This window comes from Rhodococcus sp. P4_B6 (assembly GCF_056402215.1).
This window is the reverse complement of sequence record NZ_JBFUHV010000132.1, coordinates 1-26041: the sequence shown is the minus strand read 5'-3', so window position 1 is coordinate 26041 and position 26041 is coordinate 1. Positions and strand designations below refer to the sequence as shown.

Here is a 26041-nt window from a genome sequence, read left to right as displayed (position 1 = left end):
GGGCTCGCGGACGTCCTGCGCCGGAACATCGACGCCGGCCGACTGCACTTCACCACGTCGTACCGCGAGGCCGCGGAGTTCGCGGACCTCCACTTCCTCGGCGTCGGCACCCCGCAGAAGAAGGGGGAGTACGGCGCGGACCTGCGGCACGTGCATTCGGTGATCGACACCCTCGCGCCGATGCTCGATCGCCCCGCCGTCATCGTCGGCAAGTCGACCGTTCCCGTCGGGACGGCGGCCGATCTGGGGGCGCGGGCCCGCGCGCTCGCGCCGGCGGGTGACGCCGTGGAGGTGGCGTGGAACCCGGAGTTCCTGCGGGAGGGCTTCGCCGTCGAGGACACCCTGCACCCCGACCGGATGGTGCTGGGCGTGGACCGCCTGCGCCCCGGACGCGCCGAGGCCGAGTTGCGTGAGCTGTACGCCCGGCTGCTCGGCGAGGACATTCCGTTCCTGGTCACCGACCTCGCCACCGCGGAACTGGTCAAGGTCTCGGCCAACGCGTTCCTCGCCACCAAGATCTCCTTCATCAACGCCATCTCCGAGGTGTGCGAGGCCACCGGCGCCGACGTCACCCAACTCGCTGACGCCCTCGGCTACGACGCGCGGATCGGCCGGCGGTTCCTCAACGCCGGTCTCGGCTTCGGCGGCGGCTGCCTGCCCAAGGACATCCGCGCGTTCATGGCCCGGGCCGGTGAGCTCGGCGCGAACCAGGCACTGCACTTCTTGCGGGAGGTCGACAGCATCAACATGCGCCGGCGCACCCGGATGGTGGAGTTGGCGGCGCAGGCGTGCGGAGGGTCGCTGCTCGGCGCCAACGTGGCCGTCCTCGGCGCGGCGTTCAAACCGGAATCCGACGACGTCCGCGACTCCCCGGCACTCAACGTCGCGGGAATGATGCAGTTGCACGGAGCCGTCGTCAGCGTCTACGACCCGAAGGCCCTCGACAACTCCCGCAGGCTGTTCCCGACGCTGAACTACGCGACGTCGGCGGTCGAGGCGTGCGACAACGCGGACGCGGTGCTGCTCCTCACCGAGTGGGCGGAGTTCGCCGCCCTGAAACCGGAGGATCTGAACGGTGTGGTGCGTGCCCGGGTGATGGTCGACGGCCGCAACTGCCTCGACGCCGAGGATTGGCGCACGGCCGGGTGGGTCTATCGGGGGCTCGGCAGGGGATAGCGACCCGTGACCTGGCGGCCCCTGCGATAACGGGTTTGACGATCTCCACTGCCGGCGGCATCGGCGAACGGTAGCGTCAGCCCAAATCGCAACGGAGGGCTGGGCGATGTCGAAGGCACGTCACGGATCCCTACTCGCACTCCTCGCTGCCGTGATCTGCCTGCTCGGCGCCGCGCCCGCTCACGCGGCGGAAGTCCCGACCCTGCCGGGGCCTCCGCAATCCGACGCCGGCACCGCGATCGCGTATGCGAAGCAGCATCCGCATTCCGCGCCGCCCGGTGCCAACGACTTCTCGTGCCGCCCCGATTCCGCGCACCCCCGTCCCGTGATTCTCGTGCACGGAAGCGACGGCAGTGCCTACTCGAACTGGGCCGGGTTGAGCCCGAAACTGAAAGCCGCCGGCTACTGCGTGTTCGCCCTGAACTACGGACGGAAACCGGGCACCGAACACTTCGGGATGCAGACGATGACCGAGGGGGCCGCCGAACTCGAGGTGTTCGTCGACGACGTGCTGTCCGCAACCGGCGCGGGCGAGGTCGACCTGATCGGGCACTCGCAAGGCGCGACGGTGGCGCGGTACTACGTCAACAGGCTCGGCGGGGCGTCGAAGGTGCACCACTGGATCGGTCTGGCGTCGCCCACCTACGGGGGAACGTTCTTCGGGATCGCGACGGCGGTGACGTCCGTTCCCGGGGGCACCGAACTGATCGAAGCGATCGGTTCGGAGGCGCTTGCCGAACAGGTGCAGGGATCGCCGTTCCTCACCGCCCTCAATGCCGGCGGTGACACCGTCCCCGGCGCCGAATACACCACGATCGGGACGCGCTACGACGAGGTGATCCAGCCGTACACCAACGTCGCGCTGCACGACCCCGGTGCCACCAACATCCTCGTCCAGGACCTGTGCCCGATCGATCAGACCGGACATTTCAACCTGCCCTACGACCCGTACTCCCAGCAACTGGTGCTCAACACGCTCGATCCCGCCCACGTGGTCGTGCCGCCGTGCGCGTTCGTGCCGCTGGGCACGGGCATCCCGGGAGTGATCATCGCGAGCAACTTCTGAGTTGTCTGCCGCCGAACGGTTGCCCGGTTGCCGTGTCGGACCGCTTCGCTAGACTGCGGGCCATGGAGTGGGGGGATTCCGGATCGAACCCGTGCACAGTCGAGTTAGGCGGCCCATGAGTTCGGTTCTAGGTGTGTCGGTCGGTGCGAGCGCTGTGCGCTTGGCGCGACCCGACTCCGTGAACCGTGACGACGCCGCAAGCCGGCACGTCCCCGATTTCCGGGCCCAGGTCGTCGCCGCAGGCCGGGATCTGCCGGAGGAGCTGGCCGCCGAATCGATCGGCGTGGTCCTCGCCGGGGCACCCGACGCCGGGCAGGTGCACGCCACCGGCGTCGCCTACCGCGACGAAGCGCAGGCGGGTGCCGTCCAGGCGGCGATGGCCCGGCAGCAACTCGCGAACTACCAACTCGTCACCGAGGCCTCGGCCGCGCTGAAATTCCTCGACGTCTCGGGAGCCCTCGGCGACCACGCGACGCTCGTGTTCTATGACCTGGGCAGTTCCGGGCTCACCGTGAGCGTCGTCGACCGGGCGACGGGTGAGGTGGTCGAGACGGTCCGCACCGACACGGTGAGCGGCGACGTCTTCGACCGGATGGTTCGTGCCAACCAGTTGGAGAACAACCGCATCGAGGCGCCCCGCGACGCGGCCGCGAGCCTGGCGCTCGACCTCCGCTGCCGCGAGGCGAAGGAGCGGCTCTCCACCGGCGGCGCCGTCGCCGTGCCCGGCGAGGGCGGTCTGCTGCTGTTGTCGCGCGACGTCTTCGACTCGCTCATCGGTGTCACCGTCGAATCGTCGGCGCGCCTCGCCCGCGACGTGATCACGCGGTCGGGACGGAACCCGGATGCCGTGGTGCTCACCGGTGGCGGTGCGCGCATTCCCCTCGTGCGCACGGTGCTGCAGTCGTGGCTCGGGTTGCCCGTCATCGTTCCCGACCATCCCGAACTCGTTGCGGCACAAGGTGCTGCGCTGCTCGCCCAGCAGGTGGTGCCGCCGGCCGTCGAGGTCGCCCGAGTCCTCCCGCCGCCGCAGTACGCACCTCGAGCCGTGTTCGAGGCGGACGTCTCCCGGCACGCTCCGAGTGCAGTGGTCGCGCGCAGCGGTGCGCCGTCGAGCACCCCGTCGTGGCTGAGCGCCGCGGCGCCGCCGCCGAGTCAGCAGGTGGCCAAAATCCAGATCCGGGGCGCCACGCTGGCGGGCACCGCGCTCGCCGTGGTGGCGGTGATCGGCCTCGGTCTCGGATACGGAAAGAATCTGTGGGCGCGCACCGAGGGGTCGTCGCAGCCGGTGACCACGCAACTCGTCACCGAACCGCCGGTCGTCACCGAAATGGCCACACCGTCACCGACGACGCCCCCGCCGGCTCCGACGTCCGAGACCGTCGAGGCTCCCGTGCAGACGGCGTCGCAGATCCGGATTCCCGAGCCGCAGCCCGAGCCGCCGCCACCTCCGCCTCCGCCGATATTTCCCGGCCTGCCGCAGATCCAACTGCCGCCGTTCCAGCTGCCCGAACTCCCCAGGTTCCCCGGAACCTAGACGTCGCCGGGGCCCGCCTGCCGATTCGAGGTGTCGGGTCCCGCTCCGCGGGCCTACGATGGGAATGGTTCCGGCGTAGAGAGGATGTGTGCAGTGACTGCAAATCCCGCGGAGTTCCACAGCACTCCCAACGTTCCCCCGTCTTCGGCGGCCGCGCCGGCAGAGACACGACGGCTCGTGGCGTATACGAAGCCGATCCTGAAGATGTTCCCGCCCACCAGCGAACATGCGGCCAAGGTGACGATGCTGACCGTCTACGCGCTGATGGTCATCGCCATCATCTTCATCGTCCTCCGGGAGGTCGGACTCTTCAGCTAGCGGACTACCCGTTACTTGGAATGACGGCCGCCCCGTGACGGCCTGACTGCGGCCGCGTTGCCGCTGGGACCCGCGCCGATCGGGCGCGCCAGCATCACCGCGATCGCGGTCGTCAGCGGAACCGACAGCGCCAGCGCGATGCCGCCGACCGCCGAACGCACGATCTCGATGGCCACGGCGTCGCTGAGCAGCACGTCCTGGATCGACCGCCCCGCCACACTGAACAGCAACAGCAGTGGCAGCGCCCCGCCGGCATACGCGAGGACGAGGGTGTACACGGTGCTGGCGATGTGATCGCGGCCGACGCGCATCGCGGAACCGAAGATCTGGCGCCTCGACGCGCCCGGGTCGAGTGAGGCCAGTTCGAACGCCGACGCCGCCTGCGTGATGGTGACGTCGTTGAGCACGCCCAGCGAGCCGATGATGAAGCCGGCCAGCAGCAGGCCGGTGATGCTGACGTGCTGGATATACGTCTGAACGTTGGTGTTCTGCTCCTCGGACAACCCGGTCAGGCGCGTCATCTCGATGGTGGCGTAGGAGAGGACCGCCGCCAGGGCCATCGACGCGAGGGTGCCCAGCAACGCCGAACTGGTGCGCAGGGAAATACCGTGCGCGAGATACAGCACGGCATACAGGATGACGGCGCCGGACACGAGCGCCACCGGGATCGCCGGTTGCCCGTCCAACAGGGCCGGCAGTGTGAACAGGACGAGCACACCGAACGAGACGACGATGCCGACGAGCGCCCGGAACCCGCGCCACCGCGCGACCGCGATCACGACGACGGCGAATGCGAGTGCGATGAGCGTGACGGGCAGACCGCGGGCGTAGTCCTCGAACGAGTATTCCGTCGTGCCGTTCACATCCGTTTGGCGGGACAGCCGGATGTTTTCGCCCACGCGGAGGTCGGGCTGGCCGGGGCCGGGGATGATCTCGAGCAGCGTTTGGGTGCCGGTGTTGGGACCGGACTCGATGTCGACGATGCTGCGCTGGCACTCGTAGGCGCCGGCGGGCGCGGGCAGCGGTGCGCCGGTGAAGACCCGCCCGGCCGACGGGCTCCCGCAGTCGCCGATGTTCTGCATCGTGACCGTGCCCGACTCCGTGACGACGGCACCGCCCTGGGCGCTCTGGAACGGCTGCTCGACGTCGACGCTCGGCTTGCCGGGCCACAACGCGACGGCGCCGATGAGTACCGCGACACCGATGGCGATGAGGAGCCCGACGACCACCTTGGCGGCGACGGGGCCCATCGGGGCCGGTCCGTCGCTGTGGCCGTGTCCATGGCCGTGGCCGTGTCCGTGGAATTCGCTCATCGTCCGCTTCGCGTCGGCTGCTGGGGGGATTGTCTCCGCACGCACGACAGGGTAGCCGGAAGCAGGCCGGGAACGCTGTGACGGAAGTGGCGGGCGGTGCCGGTGTTGCCGACCTGTCCGGTGTGTATTGCTCTCGTGTCGCTTATATGTCGCCGGTGTGATTAGATATCGGAACATGGCACGCAGCAGCTAATCTGCAGCGAACGCCGAGCTTCACGCAAGGGTGGTCCGGAACTCCGAACGAGGGGTGTGTTCCGCGGGCGACGAGCCGCTGCGTGGAGAGAAGTGCCGAGCTGGGTGGCGGGGTACAGGGGGGGTTGACCCCGCCACCAACCTGGCGCCCACAGGGGGGGGAGGGGCGACAGGTGCTCGCGGCACTCGAGGTGCCGGTTGCCAATCTACCGACACATGAGGGGTATTCGTCAACCGGGTAGGTGAAATCGCCCACATGTCGTGACCTCGAACGCCGACAGCCTAGGATTATGGCCGTTCGGAGGTGTTCCAGTGCGAATCTCGCGGCCGTCGCGACGACCCAGCAACCATCTTCGCCGGATCGTGGCGGAGATGGGTATTCCCGTGCCCTGGAACAGGGATCAGCTGATCGGCGGTGTCGCAGCCCGCCGGGGTCGCCCGATCCACCTGGTCCCCGTGTCGCACGCCCTGGTCCAGGGCGGACATTCCGGACTCTGGCTCGCACGGGCCGAGGACGACGTGATCCTTTACGCGACAGGGATGTCGGACGTGCACGCCACCCACATCATCTGCCACGAACTGGCGCACATGGAACTCGGCCACGACCGCGACACGATCGGGGACACCTCGGTCGACTCGACGGTGCTGTCGGTGGCCGCGCCGTCGGTCGACACGACAGGCGTGGTCAAGATGCTCGGCCGGTCCAACTATTCGAACGATCAGGAATACGAGGCGGAACTGCTCGCCACCCTCATCATGGCGGGCCGCCGCGTGACGACGGGCGGCGACACCGCCGGTGACGCACGGGTGTCGCGGATGCTCGGAACGTTCTGACGCCGTGTACGAACCGCCCACCTACGTGAGCTGGCCGCTGCTCGCCGTCGTCTGGGGGACGACCCTCCTGCGCGTGGCCCTGGTCCGGTCGACGGTCGCCGAACGCCGGATGAACGCCGCCCTCGTCTTCGCCTCGCTCTCCCTGGTCCTCCAGCGGTCGCTGGCGCAGCACTGGCTCGACCTCTGGTTCGGGTACGGATTCGCGAACACCCTCAGCAACGTCTGCATCATCCTCACCGCGGCGTCGCTGATCAGTCTCTTCTCCGCGTGGGCGCTCGGCCCGGCGCGTCTACCCCGCATCCACGTCGTGTCGCTGTCGGTGTGCCTCGTCGCGGGGGCGATCCTCATCGCCCTCAGCGCCCCGGCGCGGTCGCGGGGTGTCGCCATCGCGGACGAGGGCGGCTGGCTCTTCGCGGCCTACTGCATCACGTATGCCGTTCCGATCCTCGCCGTCGCCGCGCTCAATCTGTGGATCTCACTGAAAGCCGTGCACAGCGCCACTCCGGGACACGAGCGCCGGGTGTTTCTCGCCGTCATCGCGCTGTCGCTGTTCGAGGTGTTCGACATGGGTGTCGTCATGACGACCGGGGTGGTCAACGCCGTCAGCGAAGACAACGCACTGACCGAATCGCACAGCGACTCGGGGGCGTTCATCCGCGTGCTCGTCGTGTCGGCGGGCGCGATCATCTCGGCGGGACCGGTGATCCGGGCGCTCGGTCACCGGTGGCGGTCGCGACGGGTCACTCGCCGGCTGCAGCCGATGTGGCGGACCCTGACGGGCGCGGTCCCCGAAGTGGTCCTGGAACTGCGTCCGGCCGACCGCCGGGCGCTGTCCGCCCGCGGCCGGCTGGACCGGATGAGCGTCGAGATCCGCGACGCGATCATGGTCCTCGACCGGCACGTCGTGGTCGAACTCGGCGACCTCACCGGCAGCGCACCACCGGTGGTCACGGCGGCGCGACTGCACCTCGCGTGCCTGGCCCGCAGCGCCGGCCACCGGGCGCACGGCACGGGCGGGACGACGCACCGGTTCGCGACCGACGTCGGCGGCGAACCGTGGGAACTGGCGCAGCTGGCCGACCACTGGACGGACGGCGAGCGTGTGGCGGCCGCCCTGTGGGCGCGGCGACTCCCGCAGTTCGGCGGACCCGAGGACCCGTCGGCGCGCGTCCCCGCTCAGGTCTGACGGGGGTCCGGCGACGCGACCGGCAAGGGGCCGTGGCTCCGCCGCAGATTCTCCAGAAGCGGGATCAGCGATTCCATCTCGGCGGTGGTCGGCTCCGCGTCCGCGTCGAGCGATCGCATCGACAGGTGCCGCACCCCGGCCTCGCGGACCGCGATCTTGAACCGGACCAGGGTGTCGTAGTCGTGGTAGCCGTCGGCCGCGAGGTACTGCTCGGGGGCGTGGAAGTGCTGTGCGACCGCCCGCAGGACGTCGGGCTCGGGAGGCTCGTGATCGTTCGTGCGCAGCGACTCGATCTCGGACGGCGCGACGGGGCGGCCGAGGATCCGCGACACCCCCGCGGCGACGGTGTCCTCGCCCGGTTCGGGACCGTCGACATCGTGGGCGAGGGAGAACAGGCGGTTGACCCGCACCGACAACGGCACCCCGTTCATGCGGTCACCTCCGCGTCTCCGCTGCGTTCAGGATCGTCGGTGGCGACGAGTTTCACCGCGTCTTCCCATCGACGCCAGAAACGCTCCCGGGTGGCCGCGTCGAGATCCTCCCCCCGGCCGTAGAGGAAACGGCGATACCGCGCCTCCTCGAGTTCGCGGGGGTCGGTGACGGTCGACGGTTCCTCCAGCAGGTGGCCGAACGCGAACTCGACCAGCGGCTGGCGGGGTCCGGCGGGTCCTCCGTTGACTTCCAGCAACCGCGTCACGTAGGAGCCGGTGATCTTCGAGACCACACGGCTCAGTTCACCCGCCGCCTCGACCAGCCCCGGAACCTCGGGGTGCGCCACGCTCAGCTTCGTGAGCTGGGTGTGCGGCCCCAGGATCTCGATGATCGTGTCCAGGTCCAGCGGAATCTCCGACGGTCCGAGCGTCAGCGGACGCGACGACGGCGCCCGCTCGTCCCCGTCGAGCGCCTCGAGGGGAGTGGGGTGACCGCCGTCGAGGGTGCGGGCCGCGCTGCCCGGCGCCCACCGCAGCGCGACATCCAGTTTGCGGAGCGTCTCGATGCTCGGATCCGGGCCGGTCCCGTTCTCGGCGCGCGTCTGAGCTGCGTCGGACGGGCCACCGGCGGCCGTGACCTGGTCCTGTGTGAGGTTCAGCAAACGCCGTCGCCGATGGACGAATTGTCCGAAACGCGCGCGGGTGCTGGTGACCATTCTTTTCCCCCAGGAGACACGCAAGCGACGCGCGTGTCGCTTGCTGTGTCTCGATCCTACTGCTTGTAGCTGGTGAGGAAATTACCGAACCGCTCGATGGCGACAGCGAGATCCCGCGCCCACGGCAGCGTCACGATCCGGAGGTGGTCGTGGTCCGGCCAGTTGAAGCCGGTGCCCTGCACCATCAGGATCTTCTCCTGCAGCAGCAGGTCCTGGACCAGCTTCTCGTCGTCGTAGATCTCGTAGACGTTCGGGTCGAGGCGGGGGAACGCGTACAGCGCGCCCTTCGGCTTCACACACGAGACACCCGGGATCATGTTGAGGCGCTCCCAGGCCACGTCACGCTGCTCGAGCAGCCGGCCACCCGGCAGGATCAGGTCTTCGATGCTCTGGTGCCCGCCGAGCGCCACCTGGATGGCGTGCTGACCGGGCACGTTCGGGCACAGACGCGTCGAGGCCAGCAGGTCGAGACCCTCGAGGAAACCCGCGGCGTGCTCCTTGGGGCCGGTGATGGCCACCCAGCCGGACCGGTAACCCGCGACGCGGTACGCCTTCGACAGGCCGTTGAACGTCAGGCACAGCAGATCCGGGGCCAGCGTCGCGAGCGAGATGTGCTTGGCGTCGTCGTAGAGGATCTTGTCGTAGATCTCGTCCGCGAGAAGCAGCAGCTGATGCTTGCGCGCCAGGTCGACGAGCTGCTGCAGCACCTCCATCGAGTACACCGCACCCGTCGGATTGTTCGGGTTGATGACCAGGAGGGCCTTGGTCTTGTCGGTGATCTTGGACTCGATGTCCGCGATGTCGGGGTTCCAGTCGTTGCCCTCGTCGCACAGGTAGTGCACCGGGGTGCCGCCGGCGAGGCTGGTCATCGCCGTCCACAGCGGGTAGTCCGGCGCGGGGATCAGCACCTCGTCGCCGTTGTCGAGGAGCGCCTGCATCGTCATCGTGATGAGCTCGGACACGCCGTTGCCCAGGTAGATGTCGTCGACGTCGAGTTCGGGGAACCCGGCGACCAGTTCGTAGCGGGTGACGATCGCGCGCCGTGCCGACAGGATGCCCTTGGACTCGGAGTACCCCTGCGCGTACGGGAGCGCGGCGATCATGTCGCGCATGATCACGTCGGGCGCGTCGAAACCGAACGGCGCGGGGTTGCCGATGTTGAGCTTGAGGATCCGATGTCCCTCCGCCTCCAGCCGGGCGGCGTGGGCATGTACCGGTCCACGAATCTCGTAGAGCACGTTCTGGAGCTTGGTGGACTGCTCCAGCTTGCGATGCGGCATGCGGTGGTGGCCGTGGTCTGGGTTGCTCACGACGGTCATTCTCCCACTCCCGGGCAACCCGATTTCTACTGGTGGGTATCGGACCGTCGTCGTGTCGTCGAAACACGCCGCCCGCGCAGGAGCCCGTCGTACCCTCGAGAGGGGGTCGTGTTCACCGCGCGCGGAGGGAAGGACGCCCATGTCAGCACCGGTAACCCGTCGTCCCGGACCCGTCGACGTCGCGCATCACAGCCACCTCGTCGGGGTGTTCGCGCCGCAGCGGGAGGAGGTCGACGTCCGGGATCTCGAGGTGATCGGCGAACTGCCCGCCGATCTGCACGGCACCTACCTGCGCAACGGTCCCAATCCGCGGTTCGACCCGATCGGCACCTACGTGTATCCGCTCGACGGCGACGGCATGGTTCACCGGATCGAGTTGGCCGACGGCACCGCCCGGTACACCAACCGCTTCGTCCGGACCCCGATGGTGCAGGCGGAGGAGAAGGCCGGGCACGTCATCTGGCCCGGGGTCACCGACCTGTACACGCCGACCGAGGACGAAGTGGGACCCGACCTGGCGGGCACGTCCCGGGAACTGCCCGACATCAACATCGTCCGGCACGGCGGGCGACTGCTCGCGATGGCCGAAACCACGCTGCCGTTCCGCCTCGAGCCTGCCGACCTGAGCACGCTGGGGCGGGACAACTGCGACGGCGCCATGGGTGTGGGGAGCACCGCGCACCCCAAGATCGACCCGGTCACCGGGCAGATGGTGCTGTTCAACTACATGCTGGAATCCCCGTATCTGACGTGGTCGGTGGTGAACCCCGACGGTTCGGTGGCGCGGACCCCGACGGCGGTCGAGGGCGTGGACACGCCGTTGATGGTCCACGACATGGCGCTCACCCAGCACTACATCGTGCTCATGCTGTGCCCGCTGGTCTTCGACATCGCCGCGGTGCTGACCGGCGGGTCCGTGCTCGACTGGCGGCCCGAGGACGGCACGCGGATCGCGCTGATACCCCGCGACGGCGGTCCGGTGCGGTGGACGACGCACGACGCGTACTGGGTGTGGCATTTCGCGAACGCCTTCGACCTGCCCGACGGGAGGGTGAGCGTCGACTACGTGGAATGGACGTATCCCGGCGGGTTCGCGAAGGCCCCGGAGCCGTCGATGGGCTCGCTGGTCCGCGCCGTCGTCGACCCCGGCAGTGGACGGGTGACGCGAGAGGTGGTGTGCGACCGCGACGTCGAGTTCCCGCGGGTCGACGACCGTGAGCTGACCCGAGGGCACCGCACGGTGGCGACGGTCGGCAAACTCGACCGCAGCCAGGGACGGCAGGATTCGCTGTGGTTCTTCGACACCGCCCGCGGCACCGAGACGCACTGGGACCCGGGCAGTGTGTCGGTGGGCGAACCGATCTTCATGCCCGGCGCCGAACACGAGTACTGGGGAATGATCGGCACCGACCGCAGCGACATGTCGTCCTGGTTCTTCGTGCTGCCCGCCGACGACCCCGGGTCGGGGCCGATCGGGAAGGTGCGGCTACCGATTCGGGTTCCGGCGGGCCTTCACGGCGCGTGGCTGCCTGCGGAGTAGCGGGCGGCGGAATATCCTCGGCGGATGACCTCTGCGCCCTACGGTTCCTGGCCCTCTCCGATCGCGGCGGCGGACCTCGCCTCCAGCGGCCACCCCGTCGAGGGTGGCCGGTACGTGGGCGACGACGTGTGGTGGTCGGAACTGCGGCCCAGCGAAGGCGGGCGGGTCGCGGTGCGGCGCCTCGGCCTCGACGGCGAACCGGAAGACGTCCTGCCCGCGCCGTGGAACGCCCGCACCCGCGTCCACGAGTACGGCGGCGGCGCCTGGACCGTCACCGACGCCGGCCGCCTCGTGTTCGCCGAATTCAGCGACCAGCGCCTGTACCTGCTGGAAGGCGGGACACCGGCGCCGCTGACACCGGAACCGCCGCAAACCTGCTCGCTGCGGTACGGCGACCTGTCGGTCGTCGACGGCGAGGTGTGGGCGGTCCGCGAAACGCACGACACCGAGGGCGGCGTYTCCCGCGACATCTGCGTCGTCCCGCTGGACGGGTCGGCGGCCGACGACCCGCATCGGGTGCGGTCCGTCGTTGCCGGCTCGGACTTCCTGGCCAATCCGCGGCTGTCTCCGGACCGCAGACACCTCGCCTGGATCGCATGGGACCACCCCCAGATGCCTTGGGACGGCACCGAGCTCAGGGTCGTGGCCGTCGAGGGCGGCCGCGTCACCGGAAAAGTGCGGACACTTCTCGGCGGTACCGAGGAATCGGTGCTGCAACCCGAATGGGTCGGGCCCACCGAGCTGTACACGATCAGCGACCGCAGCGGCTGGTGGAATCTCTACCGGGTGGGCATCGACGACCCCGAACCGGTGGCGTTGTGCCCGATGGACGCCGACTTCGGCGGTGCCCTGTGGATGCTCGGCGGCCGCTGGCACACCCGCCGCGACGACGGCACACTGCTGACCGTGCGCACGTTCGGCACCGACACCCTCGCCGTGCTTGATCCGGCCAGTGGTTCGCTGGTGGACATCCCGCTCGACGGACTCACCAGCATCGGTCTCGGGGATCGCAACGGCAACCGGATCCTGCTGCTCACCGGCGGCGCCCAGACCCCGTCGGGCCTGCGCGAACTCGACCTCGACACCGGTGAACTCCGCACCGTCAGGCTGTCCGTCACCGAATTGCCCGAGGCGGCGTACCTTCCCGAAGCCCGGCAGCTGACGTTCCAGGGCGCCGACCGCGAAGTCCATGTGATCGCCTACCCACCCCGGCACCCGCGGTACCGGGGCGAGGAAGGGGAACTGCCGCCGTACGTGGCGTTCGTGCACGGCGGACCGACGTCGCGGGTCGCACCGTCGCTGAATCCCGTGTTCGCGTTCTTCACCAGCCGCGGCATCGGCGTCGTCGACGTGAACTACGGCGGGTCCACCGGGTACGGGCGCGAATACCGCAACCGGCTACGGGGCCAGTGGGGGGTCGTCGACGTCGAGGACGTGGTGACCGCGGTGACCGGCTTGGCCGAGGCGGGGATGGCGGACCCCCGCCGGCTGGCGATCGAAGGCGGATCCGCCGGCGGCTGGACCGTGCTCGCCGCACTGACGACGTCGGACGTGTTCGCCTGCGGTGCGTCCTACTTCGGTGTGGCCGAACTCGACGGTTTCGTGAAAGAGACGCACGACTTCGAGTCCCGGTACATCGACGGCCTGATCGGCCCGCTGCCCGAGGCCGCCGACCTCTACGCCGAGCGGGCGCCGCTGAACAACGTCGCCGGGCTGAACTGCCCGGTCCTGCTGCTGCAGGGGCTCGACGATCCGATCGTGCCGCCGTCGCAGGCGGAACGGTTCCGGGATGCGCTCGTGGAGAAGGGCATCCCGCACGCGTACCTCGAGTACGAGGGGGAGTCGCACGGATTCCGGAAGCTGGCCACCCTCATCAGCTCCCGTAACGCCGAACTGTCCTTCTACGGGCAGGTACTGGGATTCGAGCCGCCGGACATTCCGCGACTCGAACTGTGGCAGCCCGAGGGGTAGACGCGTTCATCGGGCGAGCAGGGCCTCGCAGGAACGCGCCGCACACGCGCACGCCTGCACCGTCGCCGTGTCGATGGTCGGGCGCCCCGCCTGGGACCGCCAGAACCGCAGGGCCGTCAGCGCGACGCGCGAGATCTGCTCCGGGGCGGCGTCGGCGGGCATGCCGAGGCGGGTGTGCGGCGACATGCCCTCACCGCCGAGCACCCGCTCGAGCAGCACGACGTCCGAGTCCCGGAGCTGCAGACCGCTCGAGCGCAGGCCCGACAGCACCCGCAGTTCCCGGAACACGTGGGTGTCCGCGAGCAGGCGATCCGCCGCCCGGCTCAGGCTGCGGCTCGCCGACGACGGGGTCCGGGCCAGCACGGCCTTCAGTGTGCGGAGCGCCGAGTGCGCCTTCAGTTCGGTGCTGCGCTGACCGAATTGCAGGTGCAGCGTGCGGCGCAGATCCTCGAGGCCGCTGTGCGCCGTCAGCTCGCGGGCCAGCGCCGGAGCGTCGGTCGCGCCCGCACGGATCAGCATGACCGCGAACCGGATACCGAACAGGCCGAAACTCTCGAGGAGGTCGCGTCGCTGACCGGGCGACAGCACGAGATCGGTGTCCGCCGCCGTGAACCGGGTGATCGAACGCAGCGCGGACTCGAGGGTGCCCTCCGGAACGGTGGCGAGCACCGCGAGGTCGTCGAACTCGGTCTGACGCAGAGTGCGACCGCGCAGCGCGAGAAGTCCCGACACGGGCAGCAGGCTGCGTTGCACCCGGCGACCGGCATCGTCGGCGGCGGCCCGGGCCGCGTCGAGGGTGCGTTCGCGGCCGCCCTTCACCTCGTCGGCCCGCGACAGCACACCGACGATGCCGAGCGGACCGGCGGCCGTGCCGACCCGCGTCTGCAACTGGTCGAGCAACCGCACGTCCGCGCCGTCGGTGCCCCGGGTCAGGTAGACGACGGCGTCGACGTCGCACGGGCCCTCCTCGGGGAGGAGCAGCGCCCGGGTCCGCGCCGACACGTCCCGCGAGTTCGACGACGTTCCCGGCGTGTCGACGAGCGTGAACTCGCCGAGCAGCGCCGACGGCCACCCCACCTGCAGCCGCTCCACCCGATCCGCGGTCACCGTGCCCAGGTCCAGCGAGAGCCGGCCCTCGTCCCGGTGCACGGGCAGTCGCGTGCGGCGTCCGGAGTCGTGGGTGAGATCGATTCGCGGCGTGGCGGATTGCTCGAACCAGGTGACCACCCGGGTGCACTCGGTGGCGTCGGTGGGTGCGATCTCCTCGCCGACGAGCGCGTTGAGCAGCGTCGACTTCCCGGCCTTCAGCGTGCCGGTGAGGGCGACGCGCAGCGGTTCCTCGAGGCGGGCCCCGCAGTGCCGGAGTACGTCGACGGATGCGGGGTCGCCGCGCAGTTCGTGCCGGGCGGCATCGATCAGCTGGCGGGTCTGGACGCCCAGGCGAGTGACGCTCATGCCGCCACCGGCCCCGCGAATCCGGCGGCCTGCACGCGGATCTGCCGCAATGTGTCGAGTTCCGTGCGGATCTGCGCCGACCGCGTCGCACGGTGATCGTCGTGCAACTTCGACGCGTCCGTCGCCGCGCGCAGCGAATCGTCGACGGAACGGAGCATCTCGTTCGCCAGATCGGTGAAGTGGTCGCGCAGGACGCGCTGCACCTCCCGCAGCCGCTGCTTCGATTCCTTCCCCACCTGGAAGATCACGTCGTCCATCAGTCTCGACACCGCCACCTTCGCCTCCGCCTGCCTGCGGGCGGTGCGCGCCTTGCGGTCCTCGCGATACGTGTTGGCGCCGAGCAGCACTCCCGCGCCGATCGAGAAGGGGTTCACCAGGGCCAGGCCTGCCAGGCTCGTGACGAGACCGACCATCAGCACGCCGCCGTACGACCCGCGCATGCTGGACAGCACGCGCTGTGTGAAACCCTGTGCACTTTCCAGGGATTCGAGAGTGTTCACGGGTTCGAGCACGTGATCCACATTGTCGATGCGCAGCGCCGGAACCGGGACCCTGCCGTCCTCGGCGAAACGCTGCGCGACCGAGAGGGCGAGGGCCTGCGAACGAGTGTGAGCCGTCACGAAGTTCTCCCGCACACACGTCGCGATCTCGCTGTCGAGCCAGGAACCGAATTCCTCCCACCGCGGTGCCGGATCGGACTTGCCGATGTCCTCCTCCGCCGCGCGGATCACGGTGCGCAGACGATGACGCAGGTCGTGTTCGATGTCYGTCATCAATTCGATTGCGCCATCGGCCAGCGTGTACTGCCAGTTCGCGGTTCGCTGGCGGAGCTGATCCGCCGCCGCGCGGGCCCGGGTCATCTGCTCGACGAGCGCGGCGCCGCGCTGCGGATCGCGCAACGCGTCCAGTTCCGAGCTCAACGACAGCGACAGGTGGTCGGTCACGGTGCGAACGTCGGCGATCACCGAATTACGGAGCACGACATCTGCTTTCGCGACGACCTGGCTGCGAAGATAGTCGACCAGCTGAGGAATGCCGGATTCGACGTCGAGCGCGTCGTCGCCCGCCTCGAGAGCGTCCGCGTGCATCATTGCGGACACCGGGAGCAGTGGCAGCGCGAGATCCGCATTCTGCAAGTGGGTGCGGTTGGCCTTCTGGATGTCCGCCCACCGCGGATAGAAGTCGATCTTGTTGACGGCGCAGATCACCATCGGGCACAGCTTGTGCACCTGTGTCAGCAGGGCGACCTCGGGTTCGGTGTATTCCTGACTCGCATCGGAGACGAACAGCACCGCATCCGCCGTGGGGACCAGTGCCAGCGTGTCCGCCGCGTGGGCCGGAGCGTGACCGGAGAAACCGGGTGCGTCGACCAGCACCAGACCCTCCGCGAGCAGATCGTGGGGAAGGGTGACCGTCGAATCCGGATCCGACGCGACAGGTCCGTACTCGACGACCACCGGTTCGTTCCGGGACCGTGCCGTCGCCGACACGTCCGCGTCGACGAGCGCACCCGCCACCGAACTGACACCCTTGTCGGTGAGGCCGAGCACCACCACCCGCGTCCGCGGATCGGCGAGACGAGACTCGGTGTGCGACAGCCGGGTCAGGAGATCACCGCGACCTGCAGTCCGGGTCAGTGCCGCCAACTGCGACAGCAGAGCCGTCATCGACGCAGTGGTCTCGGCGGGAAGATTCGGGTGCACAGGGGCGGTGGCGGCTGAGGATTCGAGGGTGGCGTTCATGATCTCCGCAAGAGTCGGTGACGGGCATTCGAGCGAGGGGAGTGGCGGGACCGCTGCAGGGGAGTAGGCGGTCCCGCCACGTCGAGGTCAGAACATGTGCTGGTCGACGGTCGTCGTCGCAGTCAGGCTCTGATCGTGGGTGTCGAGAGTGCTGCCGGAATCGGCGGTCAACCCCGACGAGAGGCTCGTCGCACTCGTCGCGTCGAGCGACGTGCCGGTGTCGAGCGCGGTGCCCGAGTCGTACGTGGTGCTCGCGTCGTACGAGGTAGTGGTGTCGTGCGAGGTCGTCGCGTCGAACGCCGTCGCGGTGTCGGTGGTTGCCGTGGTGGCGGTGTCGGTGGCTGCGGTGTCATGGCTGAGACCGGTGTCCGACGCCGTGTCCGTGAGCGTGCTGACCGCGGAACCGTGGTCCGTCGACGTGAGGTCACTGCTCGCCGTCGTGGTGGTGGTGGTCGCAGTGGACGGGGTGGCCGTCTGGGCCTGGCCGAGGTCGGCGGCCGGCGCGGTCGCCGGGGTTGTCGTGGTGGTCGCGTCCGGTGTTTGGGTCGCGGTGGTCGTCGCATGGTTGTCGGTGTTGCCGGTCGTTGCCGTTGTCGCCTCGGTTCGTCCGAGATCAGCGGTGGGTGCCGTCGCGTTCTGCGTGGCGGAGTCGGTCGGGGTGGAGTCGGTCGGGGTGGTGTCCGTCGATGCTGCTCGCGTTCCCTGGTCGCCGGTGACCGGGGCAGCCTCCGCGCTCCGCGTGTTCTGCTGGTCCGCAACCTGACTCTGACTCTGACTCTGATTCCGGTCCGGTTCGGACGACGTCGTCACCGAGGCCGGTTCGGTGTTCGTCTGCCGGATCGTGGTGGCGAGAGGCTGCGACGTCACCGCCGCATCGGAATGGGTCGACACCGGGGTCGCCGTGATCGGCTGGGCCGCGGACGCCGCCGTTGCGGGCGCCGCGCTCGTCGCCGGACCGAACGTGGCGGGCTGCACGGCCGGCGACGTCTGCGCGGAAATCGGCGACGTCGGCGCCAGACTCGACGGCTGCGTCGCAACCGGGTTGCCCTGGCCGAATGCGGGCTGGGACGCGGACGCGGCGCCCGAGTTCACGGCCGACTCACCGCGGCCCGGGTTGGAGAACGACGCCGACGGTCCGGACTGGGCGTTCTCGTGGCTCGCGACGTTATGGCCGTCGGTGCGTCCGTCGTGGTCGGTGGCGTTGTTCGCGTGGGCCTGGTTGCCGGTGTCGGTGGTGTGGTGGCTTGCGTCGTCGCGGTGGCCGGCATTGTCCTGGTGGTTGGTCTCGTCGCCGCCGGTGTTCTGCTGGCTGGTGTTCTCGAACGCACGACCGTCGTTCTCGCGGGGACCGTTGTGCGAATTCTGTTGCGGCTCAGTGTGCTGAGCAGGATGTCCGCCGCTGGGGTTCGCCGGGCGGAGGTCGCGCAGGAGTCCGTCGAGTCCGTCGCGGAGAAGGTCCGCCGCACGGGGCGCGCCGCCCAGGTCGGGTTGCGGTGCCCGTGCGTCGATCGCGGCGTGCGGGGCGGGGACGTCGTGTTCGAGGACGGCCGACGGGTGGATTTCGCTTCTCGTCATGAGTGCTCCTTCATCTCGGGTTTGCCCCTTCGAGGCGACTGCCGACGACGTTATGGGCCATTCCTGGGAAGACCATGGGAGGACGCTGCACCTTCCCTAGGGGCGTGCGCCGCCGAGCACACAGGAACATCGCAGGAAGCGCACAGCGGTCGGTACAGGAAGGCGGTCTAGCGTTTCGATCGGCAGGAAAGTCGCCTGCCGTACCACGGAATGGAGATCACGACATGCGGACATCGATGGGGATCAGTATGGGTTCCGACTCGTTCGTGTCCGCACAGATGCACGGTGAATCGCAGGCGCACCACGAGCACGACGGATTCACGGTGGTGCGGCACTCCGCCGAACTCGCGCTGTCGTCCAGCAGCGCACCCACCCTCGGATCGCACCGTGCCGGTCCGCTTCCTCAGGGCAGCATCGTCTTTCGTGACTTCATCGACAGAGTCGGTGACCCCGTTCCGGTGATCGGTGACGACGGGACCCGCACCCCGGCCGTGCAATTGGTGACCACGGCGCTCGACTGTCTGATTCGGGGCCGCACCCCGGCGCCCGACCATGTGGTGGTCGCGGCTCCGGCGGGCTGGTCGGGGTATGCGGTGGACGAACTCGAGGACGAGATCCGCCGCTGGGGTCTGCTGCAGAACCGCACCGTCACCGTGATCCCCGAAACCACTGCGGCACTCACGTGGGTCGCCCGGATCGAGAAACTCGACGACTGCGACACCGTGCTGCTGTGTGACGTCGGAGCCCACTCCCTCGACCTGACCGTGGGCACCCGGCGCGGCGACGAATTCGATGTTCTTCCGTCGACGCGGAGCACCGACTTCAGCGGGGCTCACGCCGACCGACAACTGATGGGGCATGTGGTCGCACTGGTGCAGAACGCGAACCCGGACTTCGACGTCGACGATCCCGCGCACCGCGCGGCGCTGGCCGAACTCGCGGCCCGCTGCCGGATCGCGAAGGAGCGGTTGTCGCAGGACACCTCGGCCGCGGTGACCGTCGAGCTCCCCGGCATCCGCCGCCAGATACGTGTCATGCGTTCCGAATTCGAGGACGTCATCCGCGAGTCACTCACCCACGCCGCGAACGCGGTGGCACGTGAACTCGAACGACTCGCCGAGACCGGAACCCCCGTCGACGCCGTCGTGCTCCTCGGCGGCGGAGCGGCGGTTCCACTCGTGACCGAACTGCTGTCGACCGCCGTGGGCGTTCCCCTCGTCGTCTCGCCCGACCCGGCGACGGCGTCCGCCCGCGGCGCGGCGGTGATCGCCGAGCGGGCATCGCTCCGGCAGTCGGGTTCCCGGGTGATGTCGGCGCCGGGACCGCGGGTCCGGCCACCGGCGGCGCCGCGACCGATCGCGGCGGCAGCGTCGCGTGTGTTGCCTCCCTCCGCATCCGCGGGGGTGCCGACCAGGCCCGTTGCGTCGACCACAACAGTCGTCACGCCGACGATTGTCCCGGTCGCGAAGGCACCGAAGTCGGGCATCCGCGGATGGATGGTCGCGGCGAGTGCCGCCGCTCTCGTCCTCCTGGGCGGCGGCGCGGCAGCGACTCAACTGATCGGCCAGGACGACACGCCCTCGGCGACGACGACCACCACCTCGTCCGTCGAACAGGCATCGTCCGCCGACCAGACTGCGCAGGACGACACCGCGCAGGACGAGACCGCGCAGGACGACTCGGTGCAGGAATACACCGTGCAGAACCCGGCGCCCGCTCAGCCGATGCGCGGCGGAACTCCGGGACGCGGCGGCGCCGGACCGCGGTAGAGACCAGCGACGCCCCCCACCGTGACTGGTGGGGGGCGTCGCTGTTCACTGCTGTCGGCTAGCTCTTCCGGCCCGGTGCCTTCGCGCCGGCCTTGAAACCGAGTCCACCGGGCTTGGCCTGCGGCGGGGCTTGCCGCGTCTCCGGTGCCTTGCCGTTGGACCCGTCGCCGTTCGACTCCTCCACCTTCGGAGCCTCGGGTGCCTCGGGTGCCTCGGCTTTCGGTGCTTCAGCAGGGGAAACCTCGGGTGCCTCGGCCTTCGGTGCTGCGGCCTTGGGCGCCGCGGCCTTGCGGGCCCCGGGAGCCTTGGCACCGCTCTTGAAACCGAGTCCACCGGCCTTCGCCGCCGGAGGAGCCTTCGGAGCCTCCGAAGCGGAGGAGGTGTCGGCGACCTCCGGTTCGGCTGCCGGGGGTGCGGCGGCCTGGGGTGCGGCAGCCAGGGGTTCGGCGACCGCCGGCTCAGCCGGGGCAGCCTTCGCTCCGGGAGCCTTCGCCTTGCCCTTCATCTGCAGGCCCTTGCCCGGTGCCTTGGCGCCGGACGCGAGTCCGAGACCCTTCGGCTTCGCTGCGGGCGCGTCCTGAGCGGGCGTTTCGACGGCGGGAGCCTCCGCGGCCGGTGCGTCGGCGGCCGGAGCGGCGGCCTTCGCGCCGGGTGCCTTGGCGGCACCCTTCATCTGCAGACCCTTGCCACCCGGTGCCTTCGCGCCACCGGCGAGCCCGAGGCCCTTCGGCTTGGGTGCCTCCGCTGCCGGAGCATCGGAGCCGGCGTCAGCCGTCGCGGCGGGAGCAGCCTTCTTGGCGCCGGGAGCCTTCGCCCCACCGGCCATGCCGAGACCCTTGCCGGGTGCCTTCGCTCCGGGAGCTTTCGCTCCGCCCGCCATGCCGAGACCGGGTGCCTTGGCGCCGGGAGCCTTCGCGCCGGGTGCCTTGGCCAGACCCTTCATAGCCAGGCCCTTGCCCGCGGGAGCTTCCGTGGCGGCCGGAGTTGCAGCGGCCTCCGGGGCCTCTTCGACGCGCTCCTTCTCGACCACCGCTGCCTTGGCCTCGGCTGCCGCCGGTTCGGCCGGCTTCTCGCGGGGGACGACCTTGATGTTCTCGGTCAGCTTCTCCGGCTCGAGACGCGTGATGGACGAGAGCATCAGCTGAGCGACGTCGACGACCTCGACACCCTCACCCTGGCCGGACTCCTGGCGAGCCGTGACGCCGTCGGTGAGCATGACGCGGCAGAACGGGCAGCCGGTCGCGATCTTCTTCGGATCCGTGCTGAGCGCCTCGTCGACCCGGTCGATGTTGATGCGCTTGCCGATGTTCTCTTCCATCCACATCCGGGCACCACCGGCACCACAGCACATGGACCGTTCGCCGTGACGGGGCATTTCCTTCAGCTTCGCGCCGGAGGCTTCCATCAGCTCGCGGGGAGCGTCGTAGACCTTGTTGTGGCGGCCGAGGAAGCAGGGGTCGTGGTAGGTGATGTCCTCACCGACGGAGGCGACCGGAATCAGCTTCTTCTGGCGGACCAGGCGGTTGAGCAGCTGAGTGTGGTGAACCACCTCGTAGTCGCCGCCGACCTCCGGGTACTCGTTGCCGAGCGCGTTGAAGCAGTGGGCGCAGGTGACGACGATCTTGCGCTTGCGCTGCTCGACGCCGTCGAAGACCGAGTTCAGCAACTCGATGTTCTGCATGGCGAGCTGCTGGAACAGGAATTCGTTACCTGYGCGGCGAGCAGAGTCGCCGGTGCACGTCTCGTCGGCGCCGAGAACCATGAACTTCACGCCCGCGGTGGCGAGCAGTTCGGCGACGGCCTTCGTGGTCTTCTTGGCCCGGTCCTCGTAGGCGCCGGCGCAGCCGACCCAGAAGAGGTACTCGTAGTCCTCGAAGCTGTCCGCGTCCTGTCCGAACACGGGGATCTCGAAGTCCATCTCACTGATCCAGTTGAGACGGTCCTTGGAGTTCTGACCCCACGGGTTGCCCTTGTTCTCGAGGTTCTTGAACAGGCCGGCCAGCTCGGACGGGAACTCCGACTCGATCAGCACCTGGTAGCGGCGCATGTCGATGATGTGGTCGACGTGCTCGATGTCGACGGGGCACTGCTCGACACACGCGCCACAGTTGGTGCAGCTCCACAGCGTCTCGGCGTCGATGACCGGGGCCAGCTCGCCTTCGACGGTCTCGCCGACCAGCTTGCGCTCGGCCTCCCGGCGGGCTGCCTCGGGGATCGCCGCCAGCTTGGCGTCGTCGACGGCGCCTTCGCCGTTCACCAGGCCGACCTCGTCACCGCCCATGTCCTTGCGGCCACCGGCGAGCAGGTACGGAGCCTTGGCGTAGCCGTGGTCGCGCAGCGACGTGATGAGCAGCTTCGGGGACAGCGGCTTACCGGTGTTCCATGCGGGGCACTGCGACTGGCAGCGCCCGCACTCGGTGCAGGTGGTGAAGTCCAGCCAGCCCTTCCAGGAGAAGTCCTCGATGTTGCCGGCGCCGAACGTGTCGGTGTCGGGATCGGCGTCCTCCATGTTGATGGGCTTGCCACCGGACATCATGGGCTTGGCGGCGCCGAGTGCGACGTCGCCGTCGTCCTCACGCTTGAAGTAGATGTTCGCGAACGCCGCGAACCGGTGCCAGGCGACACCCCAGGTGATGTTGCGGCCGACGACGTAGAGCCAGATCATGCCCGACATCAGCTTGACGAAGGCGAAGAACGCGACCATGTTCGGGCTCGCGGGAAGCAGCTTCGCGAGGTTCATCGTGAAGAAGTCGGTCCACGGGTTGGAGTGGCCGTAGGTGGCGATCTTCCCGGCCTTCACGAAGATCATGCCGAGGCCCTCGATGAGGACGACGGCCTCGACGAAGTACGCGGCCTTGAAGTCGGAACCACCGAAACGGGACAGCCGCGCGGGCACGCGGGGGTGGTTGAGCTGGCGGATCACGATCAGCGTGGTGATACCGATGACCGTGCCGAGGCCGAGGATCTCGTCGACGAAGTGGTAGACGGCGGTGTTACCGACCAGCGGCCAGTGGAACTCCGGGTCGAACGTCTGGCCGTACGCCTCGAACCACACGACGGCTCCGAGCATGAAGCCGACCATGACCAGCCAGTGGGCCCAGCCGACGGTGCGGAACTTGCTCATGCGCGTGTGGGCGATGAACTCGACACACATCTGCTTGAAGCGCGGGAAGAAGGGGTGCCATCGATCCGGGGCCGACTGGCCGATCCGGACGACGTTGACCATCTTCAATGCGCCTGTGATGAAGGAGAACCAACATACGAGGCTCAGCAGCACGCCGATGGTGCCCAACGTGATCGTCAGGGCATTCATGTCGCGGCCTTTCGTTTCAGGGCGGCAGGGCGGCCACCTCGGGACTGCTCGTGATCCTAACGCTTGCTAAGTTACCCACTGGTAACTTATCTATCCTACCTGTGGGTAACTTGGCCCTGTTCAGGAGCATTTCTGCAGTTGGGGCGCCGATGCGGCATGTGGCGCATGCCACAATCGGACTTTCTGTTCGCCACGTTAAAGGGTCGAAATTGCGGCGTTCACCCAAGGTCGCCCTAACTTCGGCCGACGGCCTCGCGGGGCCGTCCACTAGCCCTCGAGGGTTGCTCCAGCCGCAGTTTGCGTCACGAATTCGACGCGGTTGCGTTGCGGCGGGATAACGACGGGCAAATAATCCGAGCGTCGATGTCGCCGCTGCCGAAAATTCGCCTTCCGGGCGTAATTCACACCATGTAATTCATGCGAATTACGTTGTGATCGGCCAACTGCCGACCGGTGCCTCGTGACCCGATGAATTTTTCGTCAATGAACATTTCGGCCGTGATTTCACTGTTACTCTGAGCGTGTTTTCCGGCCCTGGTCAGCGGTCGCAAACGGGGGTCGTGCAGTGCACTTCGATCACATCAGTACTTCGTCGCGTCGGTCCTGAAATGAGGCATCAATGATCGTGAGAAGAGCTGCAGTAACGGCAGGCCTGGCGGTTGCCGCCATGGGTCTTGCTGCCGGAGTTTCCCACGCGGGGCCGGCTTCGGCACCCGCCCCTGTGGCGCCCGCGCCGACCGCGTCGGCACCCGCGGTACTCCCGCTGCCGTTCCACGACGTCGCGTCCCGTGAGGAGAACGACAGGGCCTTCGGCCAGTTCGGTGCGCAGGTGGGTATCGCCGTCACGGTCGGGAGCCTGATCGGAACCATTGCCGGTGCCGGAATCGGTTGTATCGCAACACTTCCCGCCGGATGTGTCGCCGGTCTCGTCACTGGAGCGGGCATCGGTGGGGTAGTGGGAACCATCGTCGCCGGTGGCCCCACTCTCGGCGTCAGTGCATACCAGTTGTGGGAGACGTACAACGCCGCCCCGGGGACGTCGATCTACGCGGACAGGGACGAGTAGGGCCCTCGTCTCGATCCGCCGGCCCCGTCGTGTCATGCACGGCGGGGCCGGGTCGTGTGCGGGCCGCGTCCACGAAGAAACCGACCGGTTCCCCGCTTTCTGTCGCAATTACTGAATGAACGACTGGTGCCATTCTTGGAATTCGGTCGCGGCGCCGCTCCTGATCCGAAATTCCATAACCCCTCGTCGACTATTGGTGAACCGACTTTTCTCGAGTCGAAACTCAATTGGGATCTGTCACGGCAGCAAGTTACTGTTTAGCAACGGATGGGGTTGGAACCTTAAGGGGATGGAATGAAGTTGCGTCGTTTCGTTACGACTTCGGCACTTTTGGTGGGTGCACTCGCGGCCGGATCCGGGGTGGCGATCGCGGAACCCGTGGCCGAGCCCGGAGCCGACATCGCATACGAGACCCGGGTGGAGGACCGGGCAGTCGTCACGAAGATCGACGCAGGCGCATTCGTGGTGTCGTCGGATCGGAAATCGGTTTCACTCGAGGACGGCGCTGGAAACGCCGTCCTCTCGCTGCCCCTCGCGTACCGCTTCGACGGTCTGCAGTTCCCGTTCGACGAGAAGGTCAGCGAGGACGGCAAGACTCTCACGTTGACTCCCGTCATCGATCGCGCGAAGGCAACGCCGATCGCGGACGCCGATCTTCCGCTGAGCGACGTTGCCTCGGTCGAAGAGAACACGCGCGCCCAGGCCAATTTCGGGCAGCAGCTTGCACTGGCCTCGGCGGTCGGTGGACTGGCCGGCACCGTCGTCGGCGGCGCGATCGGACTGGTCGGCCTGATTGCCGGGCCCGTCGCGCTGGCCACCGTCCCGGTGTTCGCGGCGGTCGGTGCGATTGCCGGAACCGTCATCGTCGGTGGTCCGACTCTGGTCGTCGCGGGGATCCAGCTTGCGCAGACTCTGACGGCGCCCGATGGCACCACGGTCTGGGCAAAGAACGACAAAGGTTCGAAGTAGCTGGTTGCAGAGGCGCGTGCGCCCAGGGGAGGTATGAGTATTCATGGCGGAACTGTTCGGAATCCTGGCCGACATCTTCGGCTACGTGATCACGATCGTGACTGTCGGTCCGAAGCTGCTCTGATGTCTTCGCGAGAAGTCTGCACGCTTTCCGGCACCGCGAAATGGGTGAAGTAGCCRCACGGCTGCAGCACCCCTGACACCGCCCGTCCTCCTTCCGGAGGCGGGCGGTTCGTCGTCGTATGCACTTTCCGAAAGTGAACCTCGTCACAGCGGCGGAGCTGGCCTGCCGGATTTGCCAATGCTTAGGGATCGCGAGGAATTAACGTCGCTTTTAATGATGATGGCGTTACCGTTGTGGCATGGCGGATGCGGCAGAGGCGCTGGGATGGCGTTACGAGACTATTCGTGGGCACTTGAACGAGCGCCAACGTCGGGTGTGGCTGGGGGTCGAGGCCGCGCAGCTCGGTCCCGGTGGTGTGGCGATCGTGGCCTCCGCGACGGGTGTGGCCGCCGATACCGTGCGCCGTGGCCGCGCGGAAGCCGAGGAGGTGAC

At 68.5% G+C, this 26041-nt stretch carries 19 protein-coding genes and 1 pseudogene; 12 read left to right on the top strand and 8 right to left on the bottom strand.

The features are described from left to right. The 4 genes from AC1DWT_RS37790 to AC1DWT_RS37775 all read left to right on the top strand — a co-directional run. Nucleotides 1–1176, top strand: a 1176-nt coding sequence (locus AC1DWT_RS37790) for a UDP-glucose dehydrogenase family protein (protein WP_477924524.1), incomplete at its 5' end; no start/stop codon positions are given. 106 nt (nt 1177–1282) lie between these two features. Further along, entirely contained in the window at nt 1283–2242 is a 960-nt protein-coding gene (locus tag AC1DWT_RS37785) for an esterase/lipase family protein (RefSeq protein ID WP_095861318.1), read from the top strand. A 115-nt stretch (nt 2243–2357) separates the two neighbouring features. After that, complete coding sequence (locus AC1DWT_RS37780; protein ID WP_477924522.1) at nt 2358–3776, top strand: DUF7159 family protein; 1419 nt, start codon at nt 2358–2360, stop codon at nt 3774–3776. A 93-nt stretch (nt 3777–3869) separates the two neighbouring features. Continuing rightward, entirely contained in the window at nt 3870–4094 is a 225-nt protein-coding gene (locus AC1DWT_RS37775) for a hypothetical protein (protein WP_072937451.1), read from the top strand. A gap of 11 nt (nt 4095–4105) precedes the next feature. Here the strand turns inward: AC1DWT_RS37775 and AC1DWT_RS37770 are convergent, their stop codons facing one another. Next, the gene (locus tag AC1DWT_RS37770; RefSeq protein ID WP_477924519.1) at nt 4106–5407 is read right to left on the bottom strand and encodes a YibE/F family protein; all 1302 of its coding nucleotides are present in this window, start codon (nt 5405–5407) and stop codon (nt 4106–4108) included. A 564-nt stretch (nt 5408–5971) separates the two neighbouring features. Between AC1DWT_RS37770 and AC1DWT_RS37765 the strand changes: the two genes are divergently transcribed. Both AC1DWT_RS37765 and AC1DWT_RS37760 read left to right on the top strand, forming a co-directional pair. Continuing rightward, a complete protein-coding gene (locus AC1DWT_RS37765) occupies nt 5972–6433 on the top strand; it encodes a M48 family metalloprotease (RefSeq protein WP_241031509.1) in 462 nt (153 codons plus the stop codon). Between the two features lie 4 nt (nt 6434–6437). Next, nucleotides 6438–7619 (top strand): MAB_1171c family putative transporter, encoded by a 1182-nt coding sequence (locus AC1DWT_RS37760; RefSeq protein ID WP_477924517.1) that lies wholly within the window; start codon nt 6438–6440, stop codon nt 7617–7619. Here the strand turns inward: AC1DWT_RS37760 and AC1DWT_RS37755 are convergent. The 3 genes from AC1DWT_RS37755 to AC1DWT_RS37745 are packed head-to-tail and all read right to left on the bottom strand — an operon-like array spanning nt 7610 to nt 10085. Next, on the bottom strand, nt 7610–8050 hold the full coding sequence (locus AC1DWT_RS37755; protein ID WP_477924516.1) for a hypothetical protein: 441 nt from the start codon (nt 8048–8050) through the stop codon (nt 7610–7612). The genes AC1DWT_RS37760 and AC1DWT_RS37755 overlap by 10 nt on opposite strands. Beyond that, entirely contained in the window at nt 8047–8766 is a 720-nt protein-coding gene (locus AC1DWT_RS37750; RefSeq protein WP_477924514.1) for a helix-turn-helix domain-containing protein, read from the bottom strand. The genes AC1DWT_RS37755 and AC1DWT_RS37750 overlap by 4 nt, the downstream gene beginning before the upstream one ends. Nucleotides 8767–8822: 56 nt before the next feature. Next, the gene (locus tag AC1DWT_RS37745; RefSeq protein ID WP_005253480.1) at nt 8823–10085 is read right to left on the bottom strand and encodes a pyridoxal phosphate-dependent aminotransferase; all 1263 of its coding nucleotides are present in this window, start codon (nt 10083–10085) and stop codon (nt 8823–8825) included. A 139-nt stretch (nt 10086–10224) separates the two neighbouring features. Between AC1DWT_RS37745 and AC1DWT_RS37740 the strand changes: the two genes are divergently transcribed. Further along, nucleotides 10225–11625: a carotenoid oxygenase family protein gene (locus AC1DWT_RS37740; RefSeq protein WP_477924512.1), complete on the top strand. Its 1401-nt coding sequence runs from the start codon at nt 10225–10227 to the stop codon at nt 11623–11625. Nucleotides 11626–11649: 24 nt separating this feature from the next. Continuing rightward, on the top strand, nt 11650–13596 hold the full coding sequence (locus AC1DWT_RS37735; RefSeq protein ID WP_477924510.1) for a S9 family peptidase: 1947 nt from the start codon (nt 11650–11652) through the stop codon (nt 13594–13596). Nucleotides 13597–13602: 6 nt separating this feature from the next. Here AC1DWT_RS37735 and AC1DWT_RS37730 read toward each other — a convergent pair whose 3' ends face one another. From AC1DWT_RS37730 to AC1DWT_RS37720, 3 genes are all read right to left on the bottom strand, one after another. Continuing rightward, nucleotides 13603–15051 (bottom strand): dynamin family protein, encoded by a 1449-nt coding sequence (locus AC1DWT_RS37730; RefSeq protein WP_095861312.1) that lies wholly within the window; start codon nt 15049–15051, stop codon nt 13603–13605. Further along, nucleotides 15048–16793 carry a P-loop NTPase family protein gene (locus AC1DWT_RS37725; RefSeq protein ID WP_477924508.1) on the bottom strand — a complete coding sequence of 582 codons (1746 nt, stop codon included), beginning with the start codon at nt 16791–16793 and terminating at the stop codon, nt 15048–15050. Before AC1DWT_RS37725 ends, AC1DWT_RS37730 begins: the two co-directional genes overlap by 4 nt. Nucleotides 16794–16880: 87 nt before the next feature. Then, nucleotides 16881–18368: a hypothetical protein gene (locus tag AC1DWT_RS37720; protein WP_477924506.1), complete on the bottom strand. Its 1488-nt coding sequence runs from the start codon at nt 18366–18368 to the stop codon at nt 16881–16883. 224 nt (nt 18369–18592) lie between these two features. Between AC1DWT_RS37720 and AC1DWT_RS37715 the strand changes: the two genes are divergently transcribed. Continuing rightward, the gene (locus AC1DWT_RS37715; RefSeq protein WP_477924505.1) at nt 18593–20137 is read left to right on the top strand and encodes an Hsp70 family protein; all 1545 of its coding nucleotides are present in this window, start codon (nt 18593–18595) and stop codon (nt 20135–20137) included. 58 nt (nt 20138–20195) lie between these two features. Here the strand turns inward: AC1DWT_RS37715 and AC1DWT_RS37710 are convergent, their stop codons facing one another. After that, complete coding sequence (locus AC1DWT_RS37710) at nt 20196–23450, bottom strand: heterodisulfide reductase-related iron-sulfur binding cluster (RefSeq protein ID WP_477924503.1); 3255 nt, start codon at nt 23448–23450, stop codon at nt 20196–20198. A gap of 619 nt (nt 23451–24069) precedes the next feature. Between AC1DWT_RS37710 and AC1DWT_RS37705 the strand changes: the two genes are divergently transcribed. The 3 genes and pseudogenes from AC1DWT_RS37705 to AC1DWT_RS37695 all read left to right on the top strand — a co-directional run. Next, nucleotides 24070–24516: a hypothetical protein gene (locus AC1DWT_RS37705; RefSeq protein ID WP_477924502.1), complete on the top strand. Its 447-nt coding sequence runs from the start codon at nt 24070–24072 to the stop codon at nt 24514–24516. A 294-nt stretch (nt 24517–24810) separates the two neighbouring features. Beyond that, a complete protein-coding gene (locus AC1DWT_RS37700) occupies nt 24811–25485 on the top strand; it encodes a DUF8020 domain-containing protein (RefSeq protein WP_072937437.1) in 675 nt (224 codons plus the stop codon). 362 nt (nt 25486–25847) lie between these two features. Further along, a pseudogene (locus tag AC1DWT_RS37695) lies at nt 25848–26041 on the top strand (ISAzo13 family transposase); the annotation flags it as partial.